This is a genomic window from Ectothiorhodospira sp. BSL-9, assembly GCF_001632845.1.
Lineage (GTDB): Bacteria > Pseudomonadota > Gammaproteobacteria > Ectothiorhodospirales > Ectothiorhodospiraceae > Ectothiorhodospira.
On sequence record NZ_CP011994.1, the window covers coordinates 541,380 to 562,719 of the forward strand.

A 21,340-nucleotide genomic window follows, 5' to 3' on the forward strand; every position below is an offset into this window, starting at 1 on the left:
TAGTATTTATGAAAAAATATAAGCTATCCAACCCTCGAGCCGCAATGAGATAAGGGGTTACCGTGTTAGGACTCGGCCGCAAAACCCCCGCGCTGATAGGCATCGACATCAGCTCCACCTCCGTGAAACTGGTGGAACTGGCGGGCTCGCCCGGCAAGCTCCGGGTGGAAGCCTACGCCGTGGAACCACTCCCCGGCAGCGCGGTGGTGGAAAAGAACATACAGGAAGTGGAAGCCGTAGGCGAAGCCATCCGCAAGGCCTACAAGCGAACCGGCAGCAAGACGCGCCTTTGCGCGCTGGCCGTGCCGTCATCCGCCGTGATCACCAAAACCATCAACATGCCGGCCAACCTCAAGCCGGATGAGATGGAAGGCCAGATCCAGATCGAGGCCGACCAGTACATCCCCTACGCCCTGGAAGAAGTGAACCTGGATTTCGAGGTCATCGGCCCCACCCCCAAGAACCCCGAAACCGTCGAGGTGCTGCTCTCCGCCTCCCGCAGCGAAAACGTGGACATGCGTGTCACTGCCGCCGAGATCGGTGGCCTCACCCCCAAGGTGATGGACGTGGAAGCCTACGCCATCGAGCACAGCTACCCGCTGGTCACCGAGCAGATCCCCGACCTGGACACCGAACTCCCCGTGGCCGTGGTGGATGTGGGCGCCACCATGACATCCATCAACATCTTCCTCAATGACAGGCTCATCTACACCCGTGAGCAGTCCTTCGGCGGCAAGCAACTCACCGAAGAGATCATGCGCCGCTACGGCCTCTCCTACGAAGAGGCCGGCCAGGCCAAGAAGGAAGGCGGCCTGCCCGACAACTACGTACCCGAGGTCCTGGAACCCTTCAAGGAAACCATGGCCCAGCAGGTGAACCGCTTCCTGCAGTTCTTCTTCGCCGCCAGCCCCCATGATCGGGTCTCGCACATCCTGCTGGCCGGTGGCTGTGCCGCCATCCCCGGGGTGGACGAAGTCATCGAAGGCCGGGTGAACACCCCCACCAGCATTGCCAACCCCTTCGGACGCATGGCGCTGCACACCCGCATCAACCCGCAACGCCTGGGCAACGACGCCCCCGCCCTCATGATCGCCGCCGGGCTCGCCTTGAGGAGCTTCGACTGATGTCCCACATCAACCTACTCCCCTGGCGCGAGCAACGGCGCAGCGAGCAGCAAAAGGAATTCACCGTCATCGCCGCCCTGGTGGCCCTGGGTTGCCTGATCATCGTCTTTGTCACCCACGTGGCCATCAACGGTCAGATCCAGGCCCAGGAACAGCGCAACAACTTCCTGCAAAACGAGATTCGCATCCTGGACCGACAGATCCGCGAGATTCAGGAACTGGAATCCACCCGTCAGGCCCTGGTGGACCGCATGGAAATCATCCAGGAACTCCAGGCCAGCCGCCCCCTGGCCGTGCGCCTGTTCGACGAACTGGTGAACACCCTGCCCCAGGGCATTTACCTCACCGGCATCACCCAGCGCGACATGGCCCTGGAAATCACCGGCCGGGCCGAATCCAACGCCCGGGTATCCGCCTTCATGCGCAACCTGGAAGGCTCCCCCTGGTTCAACGACCCCGTGCTCCAGGTCATCGAAACCCGTGAACAGAACGGTGTACGCCTGAGCGACTTCCGCCTCACCGTGAGCCAGCGCGACCCCGGCCCGGACAATGACGAGGAGGCCTCGCAATGAAACTGGGCAGCCTGGATCTCAAGGACCTCAACGAACTCAACAATGTCGACCTGAAAACCGTAGGCACCGCGCCCCTGGCGGTGCGCGTATTCCTGCTGGTGATCGTGGCCGCCGCCATCCTGGGCCTGGGCTACTGGTTCGACACCAAAAACCAGCTGGAGCGACTGGAACGCGTCCAGGCGCAGGAGAGCCAGCTGCGACAACAGTTCGAGACCCGCCAGCGCCGCGCCGCCCTGCTGGACGATTACCGGGCGCAGCTGGAGGAGATGCAACGCAGCTTCGGCACCATGCTGCGGCAGCTGCCCAGCCGCACCGAGATCCCCAACCTCCTGGTGGACGTCTCCCAGACCGGCCTCTCCGCCGGCCTGGAGATCGACCTGTTCCGTCCCGAGAACGAACGCCGCCGTGGCTTTTACGCCGAGAAACCCATCCGGCTGCGCATGAAGGGCGATTATGAACAGGTGGCCGAGTTCACCAGCGGCGTCGCGGCCCTGCCCCGGATCGTGACCATCCACGACATCACGCTGCGCCCGGATGGAGACACCTCACGGCTGACCATGGAAGCCACCGCCAAGACCTACCGGTACCTGGATGATGTCGATAACTGATCCCGCACACCGCACGCCCGACCACCCCCGGGCCAGGCGCCTTCGCCCGGGCTGGCTGCTTGCTGCCCTGGCAACCGCCCTGTTGATGGCCGGCTGCGGCGGCGACATCTCCGACCTGGAACGCTACGTGGAGCGCACCAAACAGCGCCCCGGCGGCGAGATCGAACCCATCCCGGAAATCCCCCCCAGGAAACCTTCATCTACCCGGGCCACGAGCGTGATCCCTTCGACCGCTCCGTGATCGCCGTCCGGGTAACCGAGGACGTGGGCCCGGAAAGCGATGTCACCATCGACCCCGACCGCCCCCCGGAATTCCTGGAACAGTACCCCCTGGACAGCCTGCGCATGGTGGGCACCATGGAGCAGGACAACGTGCAATGGGCCCTGATCCGCACCCCGGAACGCAACATCCAGCGCGTGCGTGAAGGCAACTACATGGGCCAGAATCACGGACGCATCGACCAGATCACGGACACGCGCATCGCAATCACCGAGATCGTGCCCGACGGCTTCGGCGGCTACCAGGAGCGGGAAAGCTCCGTCGCGCTCACAGAATAAGGTAACGAGGACACACCCCATGACACTGGCGACCCAGCGACGCTCCATGCCCCGGATATCCGGCGCCGGGACTCTCCACCGGCGCATCACGGCCTTCCTGGCCCTGTGCCTGCTCATCCTGTGGGGGCACGCGGCCGCCGCCAGCCCCGACCGCGCGCTGGAGGAGATCATCTACAACGCCCTGCCCGGCGACCGCCTGCAGGTGATCATGCGCTTCTCCGAACCGCCGCCGGCCCCCGAGAGCTTCACCATCGACAACCCGGCCCGTCTGGCCCTGGACTTCCCCAACACCCGCTCCGCCCTGCCGGAACGCCGCCAGGAGATCAACGTGGGCCTCACCCAGTCGGTGAACACCGTCGAGGCCCGGGACCGCACCCGCGTGGTCTTCAACCTGGTACGCATGATGGGTTACGACACCCGGGTGGACGGCAACAACCTGGTGGTCACCCTCACCCCCGCCGCTACCCAGGCCGCCGCCCCCTCCCAACCCAGGCCGCTCAGCGCCGAACAGCGCCGCGCCGCGCCCCCCAGTGACCGGGAAATCGCCAACGTGGACTTCCGCCGCGGCCCCGAAGGTGAAGGCCGGGTGATCATCCGCCTTACCGACCCCCGCACCCCTGTGGATGTACGTCAGCGCGATGGCCGTATCGAACTGAGTTTCGCCCGCACCGCCCTGCCCGAGGAACTGGAACGCCGCCTGGACGTGACCGACTTCGCCACCCCGGTGCAAACCATCGACGCCGTGGGCGAGAGCGACCGGGTACGCATCACCGTGGCTGCCCATGGTGAATACGACGCCATGTCCTACCAGACCGACAGCGAGTTCACCCTGGAGGTCAAACCCCTCTCCCGCGAAGAGCGCGAAGCCCTGGAGCGGGAGCGCTTCCAGTACACCGGTGAGCGCCTGTCGCTGAACTTCCAGGACATCGAAGTGCGCTCCGTGCTGCAGCTCATTGCCGACTTCACCGACCTGAACGTGGTAGTGAGCGACACCGTGGGCGGCAACATCACCCTGCGCCTGCGCAACGTGCCCTGGGACCAGGCCCTGGACATCATCCTGCAAACCCGCGGCCTGGACATGCGCGAGAGCGGTAATGTGCTGTATGTGGCCCCGGCAGACGAGATCGCCGCCCGCGAACGCCAGCAGATGGAAGCCCAGCGCCAAACCGCCGAACTGGCACCGCTACGGGCCGAGTTCATCCAGGTGAACTACGCACGGGCTGAGGATGTGGCCAACATCATCCGCAGTGATGGGATCAGCTTCCTCTCCGAGCGGGGCAGCCTCAAGGTGGACTCACGCACCAACACCCTGCTGGTACAGGACACCGCCGCCAAGTTGCAGGAGATCCGCGGCCTGATCACCAGCCTCGATGTGCCCGTGCAGCAGGTACTGATCGAAACCCGCATCGTGGTCGCCACGGATGACTTCGCCCGGGACCTGGGCGTGCGCTTCGGTGTAACCGGTCGTGACACGACAGGGCGCACCCAAACAGGTGTGAGCGGCAACCTCTCCGGTGCTGCCGATGCCCGCGCAGGCACCATCCCCACCCTCACCGACCGCCTGAACGTCAACCTCCCCATCACTTCTACCGGGGCTGGCAGCATCGGCGTGTCGATCCTGCGGCCCGACGTGCTGCTCGACCTGGAACTCACCGCCCTGCAGGTGGAAGGCCGGGGTGAAATCATCTCGACCCCGCGCGTGATCACCGCCAACGGCCAGACCGCCATCATCAAGCAGGGCGAGAGCATCCCCTACCAGGAGGCCACCGCATCCGGCGCCACCAGCGTGCAGTTTGTGGACGCCGTGCTCTCCACGGAAGTCACCCCACAGATCACGCCCAACGGCAACATCATCCTGAACATCAAGGTGAACCGCGACAACCCAGGCGCCCGAGAGGTGCTCGGCACGCCCTCCATCGAGACCCGCGAAGTGGAAACCCAGGTGTTCGTGCGCAATGGCGAAACCGTGGTGCTCGGCGGCATCTACGAGATCAGCACCCTGGAGCAGCTCATCAAGACCCCGTTCCTGGGCGACCTGCCCATCATCGGGGCCCTGTTCAGACAACGCTCCCACACGGAAACCAAGGCGGAACTGCTGGTGTTTGTGACGCCGAAGATTGTGGAAGAGGCGGTGATGAACTGATGCAATTCGACACGGCAATTCCCCGGTCACTGATCGAACAGTATTTGCAAAGGCATAAGACATCCCCCTTTTGGAAGGGATACATCAAATGAAACGACTTTCATTATTCCAGGCAACGTGTTCAGCCGCTTTGCTTGCGTCCTTACTGACCATCGCCGGATGCGGCGGTGATGACAATGGCTTCACCTCCAATGGCGACACGACCGACCCGGGCGATGACCCGGTAGCCGTGGCAGAGGCCCACAGCATCCAGGCATTCGCCGACAAGATCGAAGTCAATGCCGATGGCTCGGATGTGGCCAACATTGAGGTTCTCGTTAAGGACAGGGGTAATAGAGGCCTCGGTGGCGTACCCGTCACCCTGAGTGTCGAGCCGGACGGCTCCGATGGGTCTGATGGCTACAACCTGATTGTGGATGGATCCGAAACCAACCAGTCGGGGGAACTGACGGCCCGACTGGGTAGCGGTCAGACCATTCGCGCAGGTAACGCCATCGTGACCGCCACTGTGGATGGGCGCGACCTCAGCAGCACATTGGGCTTCACGTTCGTGGGCCCTACCATTGAAACCAACCCCACGAGCGTCTCCATCAACCAGGACGAGACGGAGACCATTGTGGTCACCGCCCTCTCCGGTACTAACCCGGCCAATAACCAGCCCATCTGCATTGAGGCCCCTGATTTCGTTGAAGTGATCGAAAACAATCAGATCACCAGCAGACCCGGTTGTCCTACATCGGTAACCACCGACGGCGATGGAAAGGCCGAATTCACTATTCGGATCTCCGAACCCGGCGAGGGTCTGATCCGTCTTTCCGGGCTGGGCCTAACCCGCGATATCCCGGTGGAAGGCGTATTTTCCGGGATCCGTTTCCTGGAACCCGATTCAGACACCCTGGTGAGGCTCGGGGAGTCAGTGACTGCGCGCGTGGAGACACCGGACTTTAGCGGCAACGTCTTGCTGGCTACCACGTCGGGCAGGTTTGCCAACGGGCAATCCACCACCACCCTGACGGCAGGCCAGGCAGAAAATGGCGTTGTACTCAGCGAATTTCAGACAGGCCGGGTTACCCTGTCCGCCACCAAGGCCGGCAGCAACGAGCGTGATACCACCAGCTTCCTTGTGTTTGATGATTCTGCTCTGGACGCCGAGAAAACGAACATCTCCCTGCAAGCCACTCCCGCAACCCTGAGCGTCGGTGACGACAATCACGCCACACTCACTGCCACCCTGACCCGCGAAGGCTCTGGCGATGGCAACAACCTCCCCATTCCTAATGAGCTCGTGAGCTTCACCATCGTGGGTGACAGCTTGGGGGCTTCCCTCTCAGCACCGGCCTCCTTCACCGGAGAGGAAGGCACCACCAGCACACGATTCGTCGCCGGTGGAACTCCGTCGTCGGCAGGTGGCGTTTCCGTGAGGGCGTGCATTGCCTCCATCAACTTGTGCGATGAGGCTCAAGTGACGATCACGGACAAACCGGGCTCCATCAGCATCGGTCTGGCCAACGTGATTGGTACCACCAATGATGATACGGCGTATCAACTTCCGATCTCTGTCATCGCTACCGATGTGAATGGCGGGGCGCTGAGCAACGTCACCATCTCTCTGCGGGTGTGGCCAGTGCGCTATCGTACGGGGTTCCGGAGTATTGATGGCGGTCTGATTCCCGTTGACGTTATCCCAAATGAAGACGTCAACCGAAACGTGACCCGCGACCTGGGAGACCGGTGGTCGAACCCCCCTCGGAACAACATCGAAAACGGCTTGGCGCCGATTCGGCAAAAATGTGAACCATCCACTGGTAGTGAGCCCGGCGATACAATCCAGAACTCCACTGAAGCCTTCAACGCAGGCTGCAAGTTGCTCCCGGAGTCCACTGCCGCCGGATCGGTTCCCGCAACGGTCACCACGGATGAAAACGGCCTCGCGACCTTCAACCTAACCTATCTGAAAGATCGTGCGAACGTCATCGAAGCGGAAATCATCGCGACGGCCCAGGTCCAAAGTACCGAGATCCAGAGCTCTCGCACCTTCTTCCTACCTAGAGAAGAAGAGGATGACAACCTGCCTCACTCCCCATATAACGTGTATTTCGAATAAGGCAAGAGTGTTTGGGTGACCAACACGTGAGGGTGAACCGAGGTTCCCCCTCACGTGAATGGTCGAGGGCAAGCCTCGATGTAGAGATGAGTTAGCGGAAAAGGTGCAGTAAGACGGGAGCGCCGAGCAAGCGTGGTGGTCAGTGAATATTCCACTCAATACACACGCGCGTCGGTGATGGGAAAAGCTAAGGTGGGATTAGTGGCGAGACAGCTAACAGGGCTGGGCAACACGGGCGGGGCCAATGGCGAGTAAAAACCCCGGCCTCACGATCCATTCTCACGAGGCACTATGCTGTACACCTCTTCCCCCACAAACTGCAGCGTGACTTGGCTTCCAACCAGTCCGGCCGTCTCTCCCCTATCACTGCTGGGAGTGAGCACACTTTCCATCGTGACGTAGCGCCGCCCATCCACAATCACGTAATGATGACGCGCGTCCCAGGCATCCAGCGTGCCGGAAATCTCGCGTTCTATCGGAACTGCGGCACCACTTGGCAAGCTCCATAAGGTGGCCAAAACTGCCGACACGATCCCTACCCGAATTCTGCTGCTAAAGGCTGTTGCAACTCTCATGGTCTTACTCGCGAATAGGTGAGTCAGGACCCGCTACCAACATGCATCACCGGAAGGGGTTCGCTCACCTTGATGATTGATCGTCAGCGTGCTGCAACTACCTGATGTCACACGCCCTTTTTGGCCCGTCGCCGTCAACGTATAAGTGCTTGCATCGGCGTTAATGGCCAGTGTGTAGAAACCCTCGGGTGACTCACCCGGAAGGTTGGGACAGCCGTCATAGCTCAATTGAGCGGTATAGCATCGCTCCATTTGTTGCGCCAGCATGAGCAGGGCAGACTTGCCGTCGGATACCTGCGCGCGTTCCACATAGCGTGTATAGGCTGGATAAGCAATGCTGGCAAGAATACCGATAATCACCACCACGATCATTACCTCGATCAGGGTGAACCCTTTTGCGTCTCTAACTTTTTGCATCGAATGCTGTTCCTATTGGTTTCTGCCATAACCTTCGCCAGGACCAAGGGCTTCCCTGCCTCTTGCCGGACTCAACGAAGTTGCTGCCAGGATTGCCGGCCTGGCAGATCGTCTGCGGGTCCTCTTAACGGTTTTTCTTCCGGATCACCGGAATAAACCAACTCCGTAGCTCCGTCGAGTATCGTGGTGGTTGTTTCACCCGTACTGAATTCCACACCACTGGGCATCCAGTCGTGCCCCTCAAACAGGTCCTCACCATCCTCGTCAACGAATACGGGGTCGAGATAACGCCCCCCAGAAAATAGGTCAATATCCATCAGGAATCCTCTCCGACCCGTGCCGCAGGGGTCATCGTCAGGAATCATGGTGGTGAAGCGTATGCGGGTTTGCTGCACCGTGCGAGGGAAGGTAGGCCCACTGATGACGCGCTCTCCTGTCACCATGTTCAGGTCGATGTACCAACCCCGGTGGTTATTGGCCAGCGTATAGTCAGAGAGCTTGCGAAGCGTGTAGGACTGCCCATCCAAAGTGTAGCCACCCTGTTCTTCGATAACCTGCTGCCTCAACTGGCTCCGACCAGAGACGTTGGATCCGGAATCAACGATGCCATAAAGCGTTTGCACCTGATTCCCGATGCTACCGCCATCTTCTTGGCGAAAGTAGCTGCCGGTTCCGAAGGCAACGATCAAATCGTCCCCATTTTCGGCAACAGCAATAGCAGGTGCCGATGTGATGGGTTGAGGGGTATTGCCACTATCCCTTGCTGTGAACAGTTTTCCGACAGACCACTTGCTAGAGTCGTCGTCGGAAATATCGAACCGCCACAGGTTGCCCAGTAGATCCCCGGCATACACATAGGACGCATTGACGTCCTGATCAGGCCAGTCAGTCCATCGCGGTGCGGCAAGCCCATTAGGACTGCCGCTACTGCCCTCACCGGTATCCATCTTCGCAATCAGGCTGCCATCGGCCAGGTCCACCACGAATAGCACGGCCTTATGACCGCTGCTATTGTAGCCATTGCCAAAAATCGCCGCCCAAGTGCCATCAGCAAGCCTGGTCACTTGTGGTTTACCGACATTGAAACCCAGATCATCATCGCTAAACTCCCAAAGCACCTTACCCGCGCCAAAGCTGCTGGGGTCCGTCACATCCAGCGCGAAGACCGTGCGACCACCAGCACCCATGGTGCCAACCAGCACCGAGCGCCATTGCCCCCCGATCTGTGCTTCTTCGATAACGGGTGTGCCGTCCACGAAATACCGATGACTGTAATCCGGATCCATCAGGCGCGATAAGGGTGCGAATGCGTTGCCGGGTTCCGGGTTGAGCAACTCTCCGGGGATGAAGGCGAAAACCTCTTCGCCGTCGTCGGCATTGAACGCATGCAGCATGCCGTCGTTGGCCCCCAGATAGATGATGCGATCTCGATCGCGATAGGACGGCGCGCCCAACAGTCTGGCAAACCCTTCATACCGCTCGCCCACAAACTGTGGATTGGAGTTAACTATATCCCCTAGCAGACGCGCACTCCCGGAGGCAGACCGACTCCTGAACGAGTCGTGGGCATCATCCTCTCCACGCAACCAGGCCACACGCTCGGAGCCCAGGCCATCTACACCCACGGGAGATCGGTTGAGGGCTGCTTGCTGGGTAGACGTGAGATTGGCGAAGCTGAAGCCAAACGCCGAGCCGGCGCCGTTCGTGGTCACGATATTCCGCGTTGCCGGACGACCGGGGGCACGAAGTTGCTCCTCTGCATCCCAGAATGGGATGCTGGCCGGTGTGCCATCCTCCTGAATATACCGTGCCTCCAGGCTGCCGGACCAATCACCTGACCGGAAACCGGTGTTGTACAGCAGCGTATCTTCCTGTAGCACTGCAGAGCTCGCCGCCGCCGAGGTGGCAGACTCCTCCACACGACCTACGATATCCTCCAGCACCTGGGCCAGTTCCTCGGCAAAGTCTTCCGCGTTATCCACGCTGAAGAAACCCCCGCGACTATTGACGGCGGCATGGAGCAGGTCGTCAATCCGTGGACCACAGGCCGAGGCATTGGGGCTATCACCGCAATTGAGATAGTTCCACTGAGGATCGGGCCAGTTGATTGGTTGAGGTGCTGGTTGAGTACCGTCGGGATTGTTGTACTTGTATTCTTGATACTGTCTGAGAGCCGCAAAGGCGTGTTCCGGGTCAATGGTACCCTGAACACCCAGCCCCACACCGTAGGTCACCATATGTTGCCAGAACGCCTCGTTACGGACCGACGTGGGCACCCGGTTTTCAAGGTCAGGTCTTAAATCGCGCTTCCAGTAATACATGGCCACATCGGCCAGGTTGTGGGAATGGTTATCCTGAAACGGGTCTTCAGGGTTGTAGGTATAGTCGGCTCCGTCGGGATTGGTGTTGGTGGTGTTGCCCGATGTGCTGCCATCGGTATTGGCGCGTCGCGCCGAACCGGCAGCCCCATACCCCAAACTGGCATGGTTACCAGTGGTATACCCATCGGTCATCAGGATGGTGAAGCTCTGCCGGCATGCCAAGTCAGCACCGCCCTGTGCACCCGGCGTGCTGCTCCATGGACCGCGGCTGTCAGTGCGCGAAAAGTATTCCCCAGCCCCCTCCAGCGCCCTGCGAAGCGGCGTGCCTTCGGTGGGGATGGCGCGATGATACAGTTCGTGGAAGAAATCATCCTTTTGGCTACCGGTGAAGTTTCGAACACCCCGGATCACGGTACGCCCAGCCACCCCATCCAGATTGGAAGTAGAGGTACGGTTGTGGTTGATGGACCCGTAGCCAACACGCATGCCCCCATCAAATTCGCTGAAGGCCCGGCCGATACCGGCACGGGAAGCAAAAATGCGATTGCGATGGTAGGTGTACCAGTTGGCAAAGTTCTGGATTTCCTCCTCGTAGGTGCAGGTACCCGCTGCGCAGTCCGAACGATCTTCCCGCCCCTCTCCGGTGAACGGGGCGTTGTCCGGGCGTATTTCAGTACGCTGGTAGCTGCTTTCCAGTTCGGGGTTTGTATCATCGACCAAGTAGTAGTAAGTCGCGGGGAAAAAAGTAACCGTTTCATTGGTTATGGTTCCATTGTCATTCCACCACCGGCCGGTCCAACTGTTGTCGACGGTCAGATTGCGTGTGCCGTATCCATCGAACAAGGGTCGGTTGGGTGCTGCTTCACGAGGTGCAGCAGCCATTTCCGAACCATCTGCATTCACCCAGGGCCTGTAGGTGACGGCAGGGTTGTAATACATGGGATTGATCTGATGGGAACGCGCTTGGGCAGCCAGATTACCCGTGAATCGTACTGTGCGCGGCGTGTTGTGATAGTCACCGCCACCATGCAGGTTGTTGATCCTCGGAAACACCCATTTCATCAATGAATTGATGCCTCCATTGAAAAATTTATAGGTAAACTCATCCGGTATCGTCTCCCACATCATCGAACCGGAGTCGTCGATGACGAAGAGGATATTGGGTTCCACGCTGGTGGTGACGAATAGCGGACTGTTGGCAATATTGACGCTGGCCATCACTGGTGTGGCGGAGAAAATCACCAGACTGAAGCCCAGCCATGCGGCCAATAGCCTGTGTCTCAGCGTGCGATATGACGGGTCCGGGAGTTTCATGACAGACTCCTTACGAAATCACGGGCATTGTTGGCTGGGTGACGCCCCCAGATGCGAAATACCGGGCTCATGGTCGACAGGGGAGCGCGCAGTGGCTTTGCAGCACAACCACAGCCGCCGCCGTTCCACCTTGGCCACGGCTGATGATGGGGTAAATGCCGCGAACCCCGGCACTTGGGTCCGCCGGATTGACCCGCACCAGTCGTGGAGCGGAGACGTGGAACACGGGATTTTCGGAAAGATCATCAGACAGCACCGCATTGCCTGTGGACGGGGGGCTTTCACCATCCCAATCGGCCGGGTTGGTCAGTGTTGCCGTGACATCCGCCGAGAGCACATTATTGCCATCATCCAGCCAGGCCTCACCCTCCCGGAGGGCAGCTTCCGCAGCTTCGAAGGCCAGGTAGCCATCACGCAGGTTGCCAGCCATGCGCTCCTGCATGGTCGTGCTTTGCATGGCAGTGACGCCGATCATGGTAACGAGCAGCAGAAAGACCAGCGCGATGATCAGGGCGCTGCCGGTCTGGGCGTTGGCCATGCCCTGACGGGGCGGGTATGTCATGACGAGTACCTCATGGCAGGCGGTTTCGTATGCCGACGGTAGTGGTGAACACCTGGTAGAAGCGTCTGTCACCTGGGGTGACATTGTTGCCATTGAAGGCAACCGTCATCGGCGCGTCGACCATGAAATCCCGGTTGCTTTGCAGTAGCAGACTCACTCGGATGGCCAGCACCCGTTGCCAGTTGGTGACCTGATTGGCCGTCTGGAATACGTTGATTTCACGGTTTCCGTTTGTGTCCACGCCATAAGTGATCTGCATGTCACGGACGCCTTCCACCAGCTCTTCAGTCTGAACCTGATCCAGCCCCTCGTGATGGCTCACCCTCATCAGTGCCGGTGCCCCTGTGGAACCCGTGCCGATGTAATAGAGGTGACTGCGTAGCAGGAAGATTTCCATGTCATCTTGATAAGAATCGCTGAAATGGTTTTGCCCCGGGTTCTTATTTCCAGGGTTGCCTGCAGCGCCTCTGGTTAGCGTGCTTGCATTCAAGTTCGCACGGTTCTGGAATATATCGCAGTTCGAGGCATTGGTAACAAAGACAATGGCGCCTTGAGGGACGGTACTGGATTGAGTCAGGTTGATGGTGTTGGCATGAGCTGGGGTATTTCCACTTGCTGTCACCCCGGAAATCCGTGCTGCATGTTTAATCAGAAGAACATCGGTGCCTGCTTGGTAGTCTGCCGGTGCCGGACCTGCAGTGTTGTTCCAGCCATTGATAGCGTTCTCCAGATCGAACAGCAAGTAATCGGCATCGTTGGGCTCAAGGTCCAGCAAATTGTTTACCTGCTGACGGCATCCACCGCGAAAGCCTGCCTGGCGTAGATCCCAAGTCAGTTGATCGATGGCAAATCTCCCATTTTCCTGTACTCGCGATGCCGCCTCATTGAGGCGGTAGGTCTGGCTGGAACCTGTGAAGATATGAATCATGCCCGCGGTCAGAATCAGGCTCAGGGTGATGGCCACCATCATTTCCACCAGCGTGAGGCCGCGCTGGTGGAAACATTGGGTAAGGTGAGCAGACGCTGGCTGATTCCTTCTCCGCTGAGATGACTGCTGAGCGTCTTGCATAGTTGATTTCACCGCAAGTTGATGGGGTTAGAATCGGGCGGTAAAGCTGAAACCCATGAGATCATCGCCGCACTCCGCCGGGACATTGGGGGCATTGGCCTCAAGCCTGCGCTCTTCCCAACAGATAACGACGGTGACAGTTCCATTGTTCAGGTTCACCGTGGGCTGGGCGTCGGCCGGGACGGGAAGCGCCTCGTTGACACGCTGGACCCAGTCATTCAAATCGGTCGCGTCAACTCCGCCGCGTGCCCGCACCGTATCGGACATTTCATAAGCAAGATGTGTGGCCTGGCTGCGTAAGTAGGCATTTTGATTGAGCTGGACGGACACCGCCTGTATCCCTGCCACCCCCAGCAGGCCAATGGAGATCACCAATATGGCGATCAACACCTCAATCAATGAAACACCGGTTTGATACTTCATCAGCAATCTCCCTGAGTGACGCTGACACGACCGGTATTGATGATTTCGAGCGTGCGACTACGGCCCGTGGTGCCGGCGGCACAGCCCGAGGGTTTGATGATTAGGGTCACCGTGCCAGCCGGCGATTCCTTGACACCCCGACCATTAAAGACGATCGGCTGACCACCTGAGACACCGACTGCCATATTCGACATGCCAGGATAAGCCCTCAGCCGATCATCACCATCACAGGCATTGCCCAGATGAACACACCAGCCGCTGGCGAAATCATCGCCAGTGGAGGCTGCGACGGTGACCGGCACTCCACGCCTGATGGCTTCGCTGCGTGCCAGATTGAAGGCTGACACCAGCTCATTGGTTTGTGTGACCACCCGGTTAGTCTGAATGAGGTTCATGAAACCGGGCACGGCAATGGTGGCCAGTATGGCCGCCACCGCTAGGGTGATCATCAATTCGACGAGTGTGAATCCGCGAGTCTTCATTCCTGGAGTCTAGACCTATGGATTGACCTGCGTCTTGTGTGACTGGATTAACGGGAGGTTTGGTGGAATAGTCGGTGAGGAGTGATAGGCCCCATATGGACCCGTAGGACACCCAAATTGAGGCGCAGCAAGCCGGGAGGCTCTCAGTGCCCGCTTTACCCTGCTCGGGCACAATCGAACAAGCCGGGACATCCCCCCCGAACCGCATGGAATCGCCTACTCAAGAAAGGCCATGCCCTCCAACCAACCCACCCTCATCCACCGTGAAAATGGGGACAGACACCTTTTCCCACTAACCCACTTCCCCCCCCAACACCTCCACCTGCCGCCGCGATATCACATGCCCCCGGGCCGCGGCCCGGGTGATCCATGACAGCCCCAGGGTTTCATCCACCTCCACACCCTCGCCCGCCACATGGCAACGCCCCAGCCAGTGCATGGCGTCCGGGTCTTCCCGGGTGGCGGCCTGTTCCAGCCAGTGGATGGCCCGTTCCGGCTGACCCGCCTGCAGGAGCATTAAACCCAACTCGCCTTGCGCCATGGGGTCGCCATTGTCCGCCCGGCGGATGAGGTCCATGTCCTCTTCATTCAGTGGGATACCGATATCATCCAGCAGACCTTCCAGGGGGACCTGGGTGCGGCCCAGGGGTTCGTCCTTGTTCTTCTTGGCGATGGCCCCTGCGGCGATGCGGCGCCACAGGGTGCGTCGGCTCAGGCCGGTGAGGAAGATGGCGGTTTTCAGGGTGACCAGGTGCATGGTGTCAGGTGTCCGTGTTCACGACCTCTTTCCAGGTTACCACCCTGGGGGCGGCCAGCGGACTGCCCCACAGGCCGTGTTCGCGCAGGTTTTCCAGGGCCTCGGAGCTGTACTTGAGGCTGAAGTTGCCGCCCAGGTCGGCATCCACGGCATCTTCATTACCGGTGAGGGAGATGATGGAGCCGAACACATTGGCCGTGCCCGACCCCGAGGACAGCCGCGCGCCATCGCGCAGGATGATCAGCCCCTCGAAGGTCATGGTGCCGTTGGCGGGGAATATCTCAATGTCACCGGAGACGATGAGCACACCGGCCCCGTGGGTGTTGCCGCTCAACCGGATGCTACCGGTGCCGGTCACATGGTTGACAGTTGGTGCACTGCGGCTCCCCAGAAACTGGGAGACGTCCACGGTGTTGCCGGTGTTCACGTCGATCTGGCCCGTATCCGACCGGGAGACGAGTGTATCGGCGTAGGCTTGCCAGTCTGATACGGTCACGCCGGCTTCTGAGGCGTTCTGGTCGGTTTGACGCACGGGCGGGTCGCCCTGGATCTGGTCGGGGCGGTTGTTGCCATCCTGGTTGCCGGTGCCTATCGCGTCTGAACCATCGTTGCCGATCAGGTAGATGCCGGCCTTGTCGCCATCCCGGTTGTCCACCATTTCACCATTGCAACCTGATCCGGAGCAGGAGGCGCTGCTGGGGAGCCGCCAGTCGCGGCCGTCGTAGTAAACCGTTTTTGATGCGTTGGAGCCGGTGCGTGTCTGGCAGCTGGGCCCGTAGCAGGTGTAGGCCGACTCCGGTGAAGGCCCGCCCAGCCCGCGATCCAGCGTGGCTTCCAGAACCCGTTCGGTCCCCGTGGCCGCCACCCAGCCACGCACCCGGACGGTGGCCGTGCCGCCGATATAGGTGAGGGATTCCAGTTGCCAGGCCACTTGCTGATCATTCCCCAGGTAGCGTTGCTGGGTGCCGATCGCTTCCAGGCTCTCGTTGCGCTGCCCCCAGTGGGCGAAAGTGGGATCGCGCAGATCCTGAATCACCTGGCTCAGACCGGTTTCAGCGGCCATGAAGGCCTCGGTGGTCTGCTTCTGGTTGCCGGCGATGCGTTCCTGGATGAAGCTGCCGTTCATGCCCACCACACCGATCAGGGTGGCCATGGACAGGATGATCAGGCTCACGATGAGGACGGTGCCGCGTTGGGTGTTCTTTGGGGCGTTCATGGAAGGCTCCTGGCCGCCGCTTCCGTGCGGCTGACCGGTTATGGGTTCGGCAGATTACTGAGGATGGGGCCGCGCAGGGCCACGTGGAATGTGAGGGAGTGGTGGCGCGGCGGGCCGCCTTCGCTGGCTTGGCTGGTGAAGGTGAGGGTGATTTTTGCGCCGATGGGGTTGGTGCCCGATGGAAGCGGGTCTGGTTGTGGATCAAATCGCAAGACCGAACCCGGCCTCATGCCTTGAACCAGGATCGGGTCCGTGTCGTCACCCGCCGGCCCACACCGCAGCGAATCGCCGTCCACGTGGTAGATCACTTCGCTGCCTGACCCGCTCACGCCGCAAACCGCGGCGTCGCGATGCCGGATTACGCTGATACCCTCGGGGCTGGTGGTCTCGGCGATGGCGTCGGCTCCGCGGATGTCCCTCACCATGAAATCAACGGCAAAGCCGATGTTGTCCTGCAATGCGCTGAAGCGCTGGGTTTCCCGGTAGGCGACCTGGTTGCCCAGGAATACATGGATCACCCCGGCGGTGAGGATCAGGCCGATGACCAGGGCCACCATGAGTTCGACGAGGGAGAGGCCTTTTTGTTGTTTGGCGTGTTTCATCAGGAATTCCCGTTCGTAATGTTCACGGGCAAGCGCACACGGTAGTCAAATCGGGTCTCATCCTCCTGGTTTTGACCCTGTTCCTGGAAACGCCCTTCTGCCCAGCGGACGCTGATCACGCACACATTGTCGTTTTCGCAGGTGATGTTGGCGTCGCTCATCCCGGGGAGAGACACGGCATGGTTGCCGTCCTCGTCCGTGCCGGCCTGATGCATCCAGTCGTCTCGCCAGTCATCCCTGACCGACTCCACATCGGCCTCGGTGAGTGCTCCGCCCTCCTCTGCCAGTTTGATCCACAGCCGCTCCCCCGCATCCGTGGCGATCACGCTGGCCACGGTGCGCTGATAGGCGGAGTGAGAGCTCTGCATCCCCAGCAACTGCAACCCGGCCAGCCCCAGCAGGCCTACAGACAGGACGAGCAGGGCAACCAGGGCCTCGATGAGGGAGAAGCCGGATTGGGGTGGTCGGGTTGTGTGGGGTGTGTCGGTCATGGCGTAGGCGTCCTCTCATTACTATGACCGATGATACGCCTCGGCATTACCAGTGGGCCGCCGGGTGGTGGGATTTGGGGGATGGATCACAGGGAGCAGTCATGTGTGCCAGGGGCGTGCTGGACGGGGGGAGCCTGGCGCTGCAACTCATCGGTAAAAGCCTACCGCTCACATTCACCTGGGCTCCCCTCTCCCGCGAGCGGGAGAGGGGCTGGGGGTGAGGGTGCGGCTTGGTGGGGGCGTTGGCACGGGGTTGGTCGGCTTCCTGGGCTGGTGGCATGGGTTTATCAGTGCCACCCCTTTGCTCAGCCTGTGCCAGTGGAGCCTGCTGGATCACGAAACACCCGCTCATCCCGGATAAGGAACCGCTTATGGGTTGGCCCGGGATCTGCAATATCTCTGGTGCGTAAGGCCGAAGTAGCTGGCCTTGGACCGATGGAATGACTTTTTTATAGACGAGGTGTTTCGTGATGCAGAGACAACAAGGTTTTACTTTGATTGAACTGATGATCGTGGTGGCGATTATTGGGATTTTGGCGGCGATTGCGCTGCCGGCTTATCAAAACTATACGGTTCGCGCTCAAGTCTCCGAGATCATTCTTGCGGCTTCCGCAGGACGAACTGATATTTCCGAATATGTATCAGTGGAAGGCGAACTTCCACCGGCCACCTACACAGTGGAAACACAGCAATCGACAAAGGTGGCAAGCTCAACATGGGATGGTACTGATGTAATTGTTACCGCGGCTACTGGCATACATGACGACGTAGACGGGGAAACAATTAACTTGCGTCCTAACGTAACGGGCAATACTGCGAACTGGACCTGTGGTGGCTCAATCCCCGCTAGATTCCGTCCAGCGAGCTGTAGAGACTTCGATATCTAGAAACGGCGGGTAAGGACAGGCACTTTTCTTGACCTGACTCTTGCCTAGACGGAAACACCCTGACCCCGGCCTCGTGCCGGGGTTTCTTTTTGGGACGATGGGGACGATGAGCTTTTAGGAGCAAGGAGCAAGGGAGAGCAAGGAGCAAGGGACAGGCACTTCTGACCATCCCAGTCAGCCTTTCGCCCCCTACCGCTTATGTTCAACGCCCACCCGCCCCATTGACCGTCATTTCCTCGCCTGGGAATCGCCCTCCGGCCTCGGGCTCCCCCGACATCTTCCTCAAAGCACGAACGGCACCCACAAGCCAGCCTCGGCACAGCACCGCAGCCTGTTAGAAACCGTTCAGCAAAGCCCCTCAGGCCGCTGATCGTCGTCGCTGCTGACGATACACGGCCTCAAACCGGGTGCTCTGGTCCAGCCAGTGGTCGGGGTTGATGCCCAGACGCTGCAAAATGGGCGGCTGCGTGCTGGCAATGGCGCCCTTTTTCCTTGGGTCGATGGCCCGCCCGGTGTAGTCCACCAGGGCCAGGTAATCCTCGAAGGCGAACGGAATGCCGGTCTGCTCCGCCTGCACGCACGCGCCCTCGAAATGCAGCAGCGGTTTCACCTTGCCGTCGAACCGCAGCAGGGCGTCCAGCTGCATCTGCTCGCGCACGGCCCTAGCCAGGTTGAACCGGGGCGTAATCCGTTCCCGGATGCTGGTGTGCTCCGAGTCCTCCGGAGTGGCCGCCATCCCGGCGCGCACCGGGTTGAGATCCACATAGGCCATGCAACTGAGCAGCGCCGCCTCGGTGCGCAGCGCCTGGGACTTGAAGCGCGCTTCCCAGAAATGCCCGGTGCAGCCATCCTCCCGGTTGGCCTGGCGGGCAATGGGCTCATTCAGGCACTTCATGAACCAGCTCAGGTCCGCCAGCCGCCGCCGGTAGCACTGGGAAAATTCCGCCACCTGGGCCAGCTCAAAGCTTTCCTGTGGGTCTCCGGCCAGATACCGCTGGACCGGCAGCGGCCCCTTGAACAGGCAGCTCCAGCGCCGCAGCACCTCGTCATCGGACCTGTTCGGAGGCAAGGGACAGGCACTCCCGACTCCCGATCTGAAGTGGTCCAATTGTAGCGGACACCCCGTTAAGCCTCGTCGTGAAGCAAGGCGTGAAGCAAGGGACAGGCACTCCCGACCATCCCGCTCAGCTTTTCGCCCCATACCGCTTATGTTCAACGCCCACCTGCCCCGTTGACCGCCATTTCCCCGCCTGGGAATCGCCCTCCGGCCTCGGGCTCCCCCGACATCTTCCTCAAAGCACGAACGGCACCCACAAGCCAGCCTCGGCACAGCACCGCAGCCTGTTAGAAACCGTTCAGCAAGCCCCTCAGGCCGCTGATCGTCGTCGCTGCTGACGATACACTGCCTCAAACCGGGTGCTCTGGTTCACCCACTGATCCGGGGTGATGCCCAGTCGCTCCAGGATGGGCGGCTGCGTGCTGGCAATGGCGCTCTTCTTCCTCGGATCGATGACCCGCCCGGTGTAGTCCACCAGGGCCAGGTAATCCTCGAAGGCGAACGGAATGCCGGTCTGCTCCTCCTGCACGCACGCGCCCTCAAAATGCAGCAGCGGTTTCACCTTGCCATCGAACCGCAGCAGGGCGTCCAGCTGCATCTGCTCGCGCACGGCCTGCCCCAGGTTGAACCGGGGCATGATCCGTTCCCGGATGCTGGTGTGCTGCGATTCCTCCGGGGTGGACGCCATGCCGGCCCGCACCGGATTGAGATCAACATAGGCCATGCAACTGAGCAGCGCCGCCTCGGTGCGCAGCGCCTGGGACTTGAATCGCGCCTCCCAGAAATGCCCGGTGCAGCCATCCTCCCGGTTGGCCTGGCGGGCAATGGGCTCATTCAGGCACTTCATGAACCAGCTCAGGTCCGCCAGCCGCCGCCGGTAGCACTGGGCAAATTCCGCCACCTGGGCCAGCTCAAAGCTTTCCTGCGGCGCTCCGGCCAGGTACCGCTGGACCAGCAGGGGCCCCTTGAACAGGCAGCTCCAGCGCCGCAGCACCTCGTCATCGGACCACCGCTCGGCGTGCGTCGGCTCCAGCTTGACCACCAGGTGATAATGATTGGACATGACCGCGTAGGCGGCGATGTCCACGGCGAACAGGGAGGCCAGCAGCCGGATACGGTCCTCGATCCATTGCCGGCGGTGTTCATAGCTCTTGCCAGTGGCGTGATCCTGGCCACACAGGAAGGTGCGCCGCACACAGCGCGAGACGACGTGGTAGTGAGGGGTGTCGGTGACCGATATCTGCTGGCAACGGGGGCGTGGCATGTGTCCCTCCTGGACGATGGTTCACCGGCCAGATCCATGGGCCGTGGAACAACAGCCTACCGCGAGGTAAGAGGCCAGGCCAAGGCCGGGAACCGCCATTGCGTTTGCCGGAGGTAGGCCAATGAACTACTCTTGACCCATGGATTTCGAATGGGATGAGGTCAAAAGCGAAGCATGCTTTTCCGGGCGGGGCTTTGATTTTGCCTACGTCGCCAGAGCCTTCTACGACCCAGACCGCGTAATTCAGGAGGATGCCCGCCATAGTTATGGTGAAGAGCGTTATCAACTGTTGGGCAAGATCGAACAGCGCGTGTTCGTGGTGATCTACACGCCCAGGCGTGGGCCATCCGCATCATCTCGGCACGCAAAGCCAACCAACGTGAGGTTAATCGCTATGAAAACAGTGCGCGTGAGGATTGATCCGGCAGTCCCGGAATCACTGACCTCCGGACGTATTGACACTGCCCGGGTGGATGCCACCACCGAAGCCGATATTGCCAGGCAAGCGGCCGCTGATGAAGCAGCTGCCATGCAGGACGCGGCCAAGTTCGTACGCCGCGTTCGCAAACGTCTAGGTTTGAGCCAGGCCGAGTTCTCAAAAAAAATTGACGTACCCTTGGAGAGCATTCGCAACTGGGAGCAAGGCAAACGCTGCCCCACGGGCGCTGCCAAATCGCTGCTCAAGGTGCTGGATAAAGCCCCTGAAGCAGCGCTCGCCGCACTGCACTGACGATGCGCAGCCACGCAGACACGCAGACAAGGCGGACAGACAGACAAGGGAGGCAAGGGACAGG

At 60.4% G+C, this 21,340-nt stretch carries 20 protein-coding genes and 1 pseudogene; 8 read left to right on the top strand and 13 right to left on the bottom strand.

Annotated features, from left to right (window positions below; translation table 11 throughout):
* Positions 1-62 precede the first annotated feature (62 nt).
* From ECTOBSL9_RS02715 to ECTOBSL9_RS02740, 6 genes and pseudogenes are all read left to right on the top strand, one after another.
* Positions 63-1,124 carry a pilus assembly protein PilM gene (locus ECTOBSL9_RS02715; RefSeq protein ID WP_063463768.1) on the top strand — a complete coding sequence of 354 codons (1,062 nt, stop codon included), beginning with the start codon at positions 63-65 and terminating at the stop codon, positions 1,122-1,124.
* On the top strand, positions 1,124-1,696 hold the full coding sequence (locus ECTOBSL9_RS02720; protein WP_063463769.1) for a PilN domain-containing protein: 573 nt from the start codon (positions 1,124-1,126) through the stop codon (positions 1,694-1,696). Before ECTOBSL9_RS02715 ends, ECTOBSL9_RS02720 begins: the two co-directional genes overlap by 1 nt.
* Positions 1,693-2,304, top strand: coding sequence for a type 4a pilus biogenesis protein PilO (locus ECTOBSL9_RS02725; protein ID WP_063463770.1), 612 nt, complete (start codon positions 1,693-1,695; stop codon positions 2,302-2,304). Before ECTOBSL9_RS02720 ends, ECTOBSL9_RS02725 begins: the two co-directional genes overlap by 4 nt.
* An 85-nt stretch (positions 2,305-2,389) precedes the next feature.
* Positions 2,390-2,862: pseudogene (locus ECTOBSL9_RS02730) on the top strand (pilus assembly protein PilP).
* A 19-nt stretch (positions 2,863-2,881) separates the two neighbouring features.
* The gene (gene pilQ / locus ECTOBSL9_RS02735; RefSeq protein WP_063463771.1) at positions 2,882-5,005 is read left to right on the top strand and encodes a type IV pilus secretin PilQ; all 2,124 of its coding nucleotides are present in this window, start codon (positions 2,882-2,884) and stop codon (positions 5,003-5,005) included.
* An 88-nt stretch (positions 5,006-5,093) separates the two neighbouring features.
* Positions 5,094-7,109, top strand: coding sequence for a hypothetical protein (locus tag ECTOBSL9_RS02740; protein WP_156500020.1), 2,016 nt, complete (start codon positions 5,094-5,096; stop codon positions 7,107-7,109).
* 266 nt (positions 7,110-7,375) lie between these two features.
* On the opposite strand, the gene ECTOBSL9_RS16810 is transcribed toward ECTOBSL9_RS02740, so the two are convergent.
* The 11 genes from ECTOBSL9_RS16810 to pilV (ECTOBSL9_RS02790) form a co-directional block, all read right to left on the bottom strand.
* Positions 7,376-7,684 (bottom strand): hypothetical protein, encoded by a 309-nt coding sequence (locus ECTOBSL9_RS16810; protein WP_156500021.1) that lies wholly within the window; start codon positions 7,682-7,684, stop codon positions 7,376-7,378.
* Between the two features lie 33 nt (positions 7,685-7,717).
* On the bottom strand, positions 7,718-8,101 hold the full coding sequence (locus ECTOBSL9_RS02745) for a type IV pilin protein (protein WP_063463773.1): 384 nt from the start codon (positions 8,099-8,101) through the stop codon (positions 7,718-7,720).
* Between the two features lie 71 nt (positions 8,102-8,172).
* A complete protein-coding gene (locus tag ECTOBSL9_RS02750; RefSeq protein WP_063463774.1) occupies positions 8,173-11,736 on the bottom strand; it encodes a pilus assembly protein in 3,564 nt (1,187 codons plus the stop codon).
* 67 nt (positions 11,737-11,803) lie between these two features.
* Positions 11,804-12,298, bottom strand: coding sequence for a PilX N-terminal domain-containing pilus assembly protein (locus tag ECTOBSL9_RS02755; RefSeq protein WP_063463775.1), 495 nt, complete (start codon positions 12,296-12,298; stop codon positions 11,804-11,806).
* 10 nt (positions 12,299-12,308) lie between these two features.
* Positions 12,309-13,367 (bottom strand): PilW family protein, encoded by a 1,059-nt coding sequence (locus ECTOBSL9_RS02760; protein WP_082829696.1) that lies wholly within the window; start codon positions 13,365-13,367, stop codon positions 12,309-12,311.
* A gap of 27 nt (positions 13,368-13,394) precedes the next feature.
* The gene (gene pilV, locus ECTOBSL9_RS02765) at positions 13,395-13,790 is read right to left on the bottom strand and encodes a type IV pilus modification protein PilV (protein WP_063463777.1); all 396 of its coding nucleotides are present in this window, start codon (positions 13,788-13,790) and stop codon (positions 13,395-13,397) included.
* Positions 13,790-14,272, bottom strand: coding sequence for a GspH/FimT family pseudopilin (locus ECTOBSL9_RS02770; protein ID WP_063463778.1), 483 nt, complete (start codon positions 14,270-14,272; stop codon positions 13,790-13,792). The genes pilV (ECTOBSL9_RS02765) and ECTOBSL9_RS02770 overlap by 1 nt, the downstream gene beginning before the upstream one ends.
* Positions 14,273-14,564: 292 nt before the next feature.
* Positions 14,565-15,029: a tetratricopeptide repeat protein gene (locus ECTOBSL9_RS02775; protein WP_063463779.1), complete on the bottom strand. Its 465-nt coding sequence runs from the start codon at positions 15,027-15,029 to the stop codon at positions 14,565-14,567.
* Positions 15,030-15,033: 4 nt separating this feature from the next.
* On the bottom strand, positions 15,034-16,245 hold the full coding sequence (locus tag ECTOBSL9_RS02780) for a PilX N-terminal domain-containing pilus assembly protein (protein WP_063463780.1): 1,212 nt from the start codon (positions 16,243-16,245) through the stop codon (positions 15,034-15,036).
* Positions 16,246-16,283: 38 nt separating this feature from the next.
* A complete protein-coding gene (locus ECTOBSL9_RS02785) occupies positions 16,284-16,847 on the bottom strand; it encodes a PilW family protein (RefSeq protein ID WP_063463781.1) in 564 nt (187 codons plus the stop codon).
* Positions 16,847-17,338 (bottom strand): type IV pilus modification protein PilV, encoded by a 492-nt coding sequence (pilV, locus tag ECTOBSL9_RS02790; protein ID WP_063463782.1) that lies wholly within the window; start codon positions 17,336-17,338, stop codon positions 16,847-16,849. The genes ECTOBSL9_RS02785 and pilV (ECTOBSL9_RS02790) overlap by 1 nt, the downstream gene beginning before the upstream one ends.
* A 470-nt stretch (positions 17,339-17,808) precedes the next feature.
* On the opposite strand from pilV (ECTOBSL9_RS02790), the gene ECTOBSL9_RS16335 reads away from it, so the two are divergent.
* Entirely contained in the window at positions 17,809-18,225 is a 417-nt protein-coding gene (locus ECTOBSL9_RS16335) for a pilin (RefSeq protein WP_082829697.1), read from the top strand.
* 358 nt (positions 18,226-18,583) lie between these two features.
* On the opposite strand, the gene ECTOBSL9_RS02795 is transcribed toward ECTOBSL9_RS16335, so the two are convergent.
* Entirely contained in the window at positions 18,584-19,294 is a 711-nt protein-coding gene (locus tag ECTOBSL9_RS02795) for a hypothetical protein (RefSeq protein ID WP_063463783.1), read from the bottom strand.
* Positions 19,295-19,592: 298 nt separating this feature from the next.
* On the bottom strand, positions 19,593-20,546 hold the full coding sequence (locus ECTOBSL9_RS02800; protein ID WP_063463784.1) for a transposase: 954 nt from the start codon (positions 20,544-20,546) through the stop codon (positions 19,593-19,595).
* Between the two features lie 139 nt (positions 20,547-20,685).
* Between ECTOBSL9_RS02800 and ECTOBSL9_RS17375 the strand changes: the two genes are divergently transcribed.
* Positions 20,686-21,276 (top strand): BrnT family toxin, encoded by a 591-nt coding sequence (locus ECTOBSL9_RS17375; protein ID WP_240481037.1) that lies wholly within the window; start codon positions 20,686-20,688, stop codon positions 21,274-21,276.
* The last annotated feature ends 64 nt before the right edge of the window (positions 21,277-21,340 follow it).

Bases quoted from the DNA above. Each gene is read 5' to 3' on its own strand.
- ECTOBSL9_RS02745 (WP_063463773.1), bottom strand. From the start codon at position 8,101: ATGCAAAAAGTTAGAGACGCAAAAGGGTTCACCCTGATCGAGGTAATG.
- ECTOBSL9_RS02720 (WP_063463769.1), top strand. From the start codon at position 1,124: ATGTCCCACATCAACCTACTCCCCTGGCGCGAGCAACGGCGCAGCGAG.
- ECTOBSL9_RS16810 (WP_156500021.1), bottom strand. From the start codon at position 7,684: ATGAGAGTTGCAACAGCCTTTAGCAGCAGAATTCGGGTAGGGATCGTG.
- ECTOBSL9_RS02780 (WP_063463780.1), bottom strand. From the start codon at position 16,245: ATGAACGCCCCAAAGAACACCCAACGCGGCACCGTCCTCATCGTGAGC.
- pilV (WP_063463782.1), bottom strand. From the start codon at position 17,338: ATGACCGACACACCCCACACAACCCGACCACCCCAATCCGGCTTCTCC.
- ECTOBSL9_RS02760 (WP_082829696.1), bottom strand. From the start codon at position 13,367: ATGCAAGACGCTCAGCAGTCATCTCAGCGGAGAAGGAATCAGCCAGCG.
- ECTOBSL9_RS02800 (WP_063463784.1), bottom strand. From the start codon at position 20,546: ATGCCACGCCCCCGTTGCCAGCAGATATCGGTCACCGACACCCCTCAC.
- ECTOBSL9_RS17375 (WP_240481037.1), top strand. From the start codon at position 20,686: ATGGATTTCGAATGGGATGAGGTCAAAAGCGAAGCATGCTTTTCCGGG.
- ECTOBSL9_RS02740 (WP_156500020.1), top strand. From the start codon at position 5,094: ATGAAACGACTTTCATTATTCCAGGCAACGTGTTCAGCCGCTTTGCTT.
- ECTOBSL9_RS02770 (WP_063463778.1), bottom strand. From the start codon at position 14,272: ATGAAGACTCGCGGATTCACACTCGTCGAATTGATGATCACCCTAGCG.
- ECTOBSL9_RS02750 (WP_063463774.1), bottom strand. From the start codon at position 11,736: ATGAAACTCCCGGACCCGTCATATCGCACGCTGAGACACAGGCTATTG.
- ECTOBSL9_RS02725 (WP_063463770.1), top strand. From the start codon at position 1,693: ATGAAACTGGGCAGCCTGGATCTCAAGGACCTCAACGAACTCAACAAT.
- pilQ (WP_063463771.1), top strand. From the start codon at position 2,882: ATGACACTGGCGACCCAGCGACGCTCCATGCCCCGGATATCCGGCGCC.
- pilV (WP_063463777.1), bottom strand. From the start codon at position 13,790: ATGAAGTATCAAACCGGTGTTTCATTGATTGAGGTGTTGATCGCCATA.
- ECTOBSL9_RS16335 (WP_082829697.1), top strand. From the start codon at position 17,809: ATGCAGAGACAACAAGGTTTTACTTTGATTGAACTGATGATCGTGGTG.
- ECTOBSL9_RS02775 (WP_063463779.1), bottom strand. From the start codon at position 15,029: ATGCACCTGGTCACCCTGAAAACCGCCATCTTCCTCACCGGCCTGAGC.
- ECTOBSL9_RS02755 (WP_063463775.1), bottom strand. From the start codon at position 12,298: ATGACATACCCGCCCCGTCAGGGCATGGCCAACGCCCAGACCGGCAGC.
- ECTOBSL9_RS02785 (WP_063463781.1), bottom strand. From the start codon at position 16,847: ATGAAACACGCCAAACAACAAAAAGGCCTCTCCCTCGTCGAACTCATG.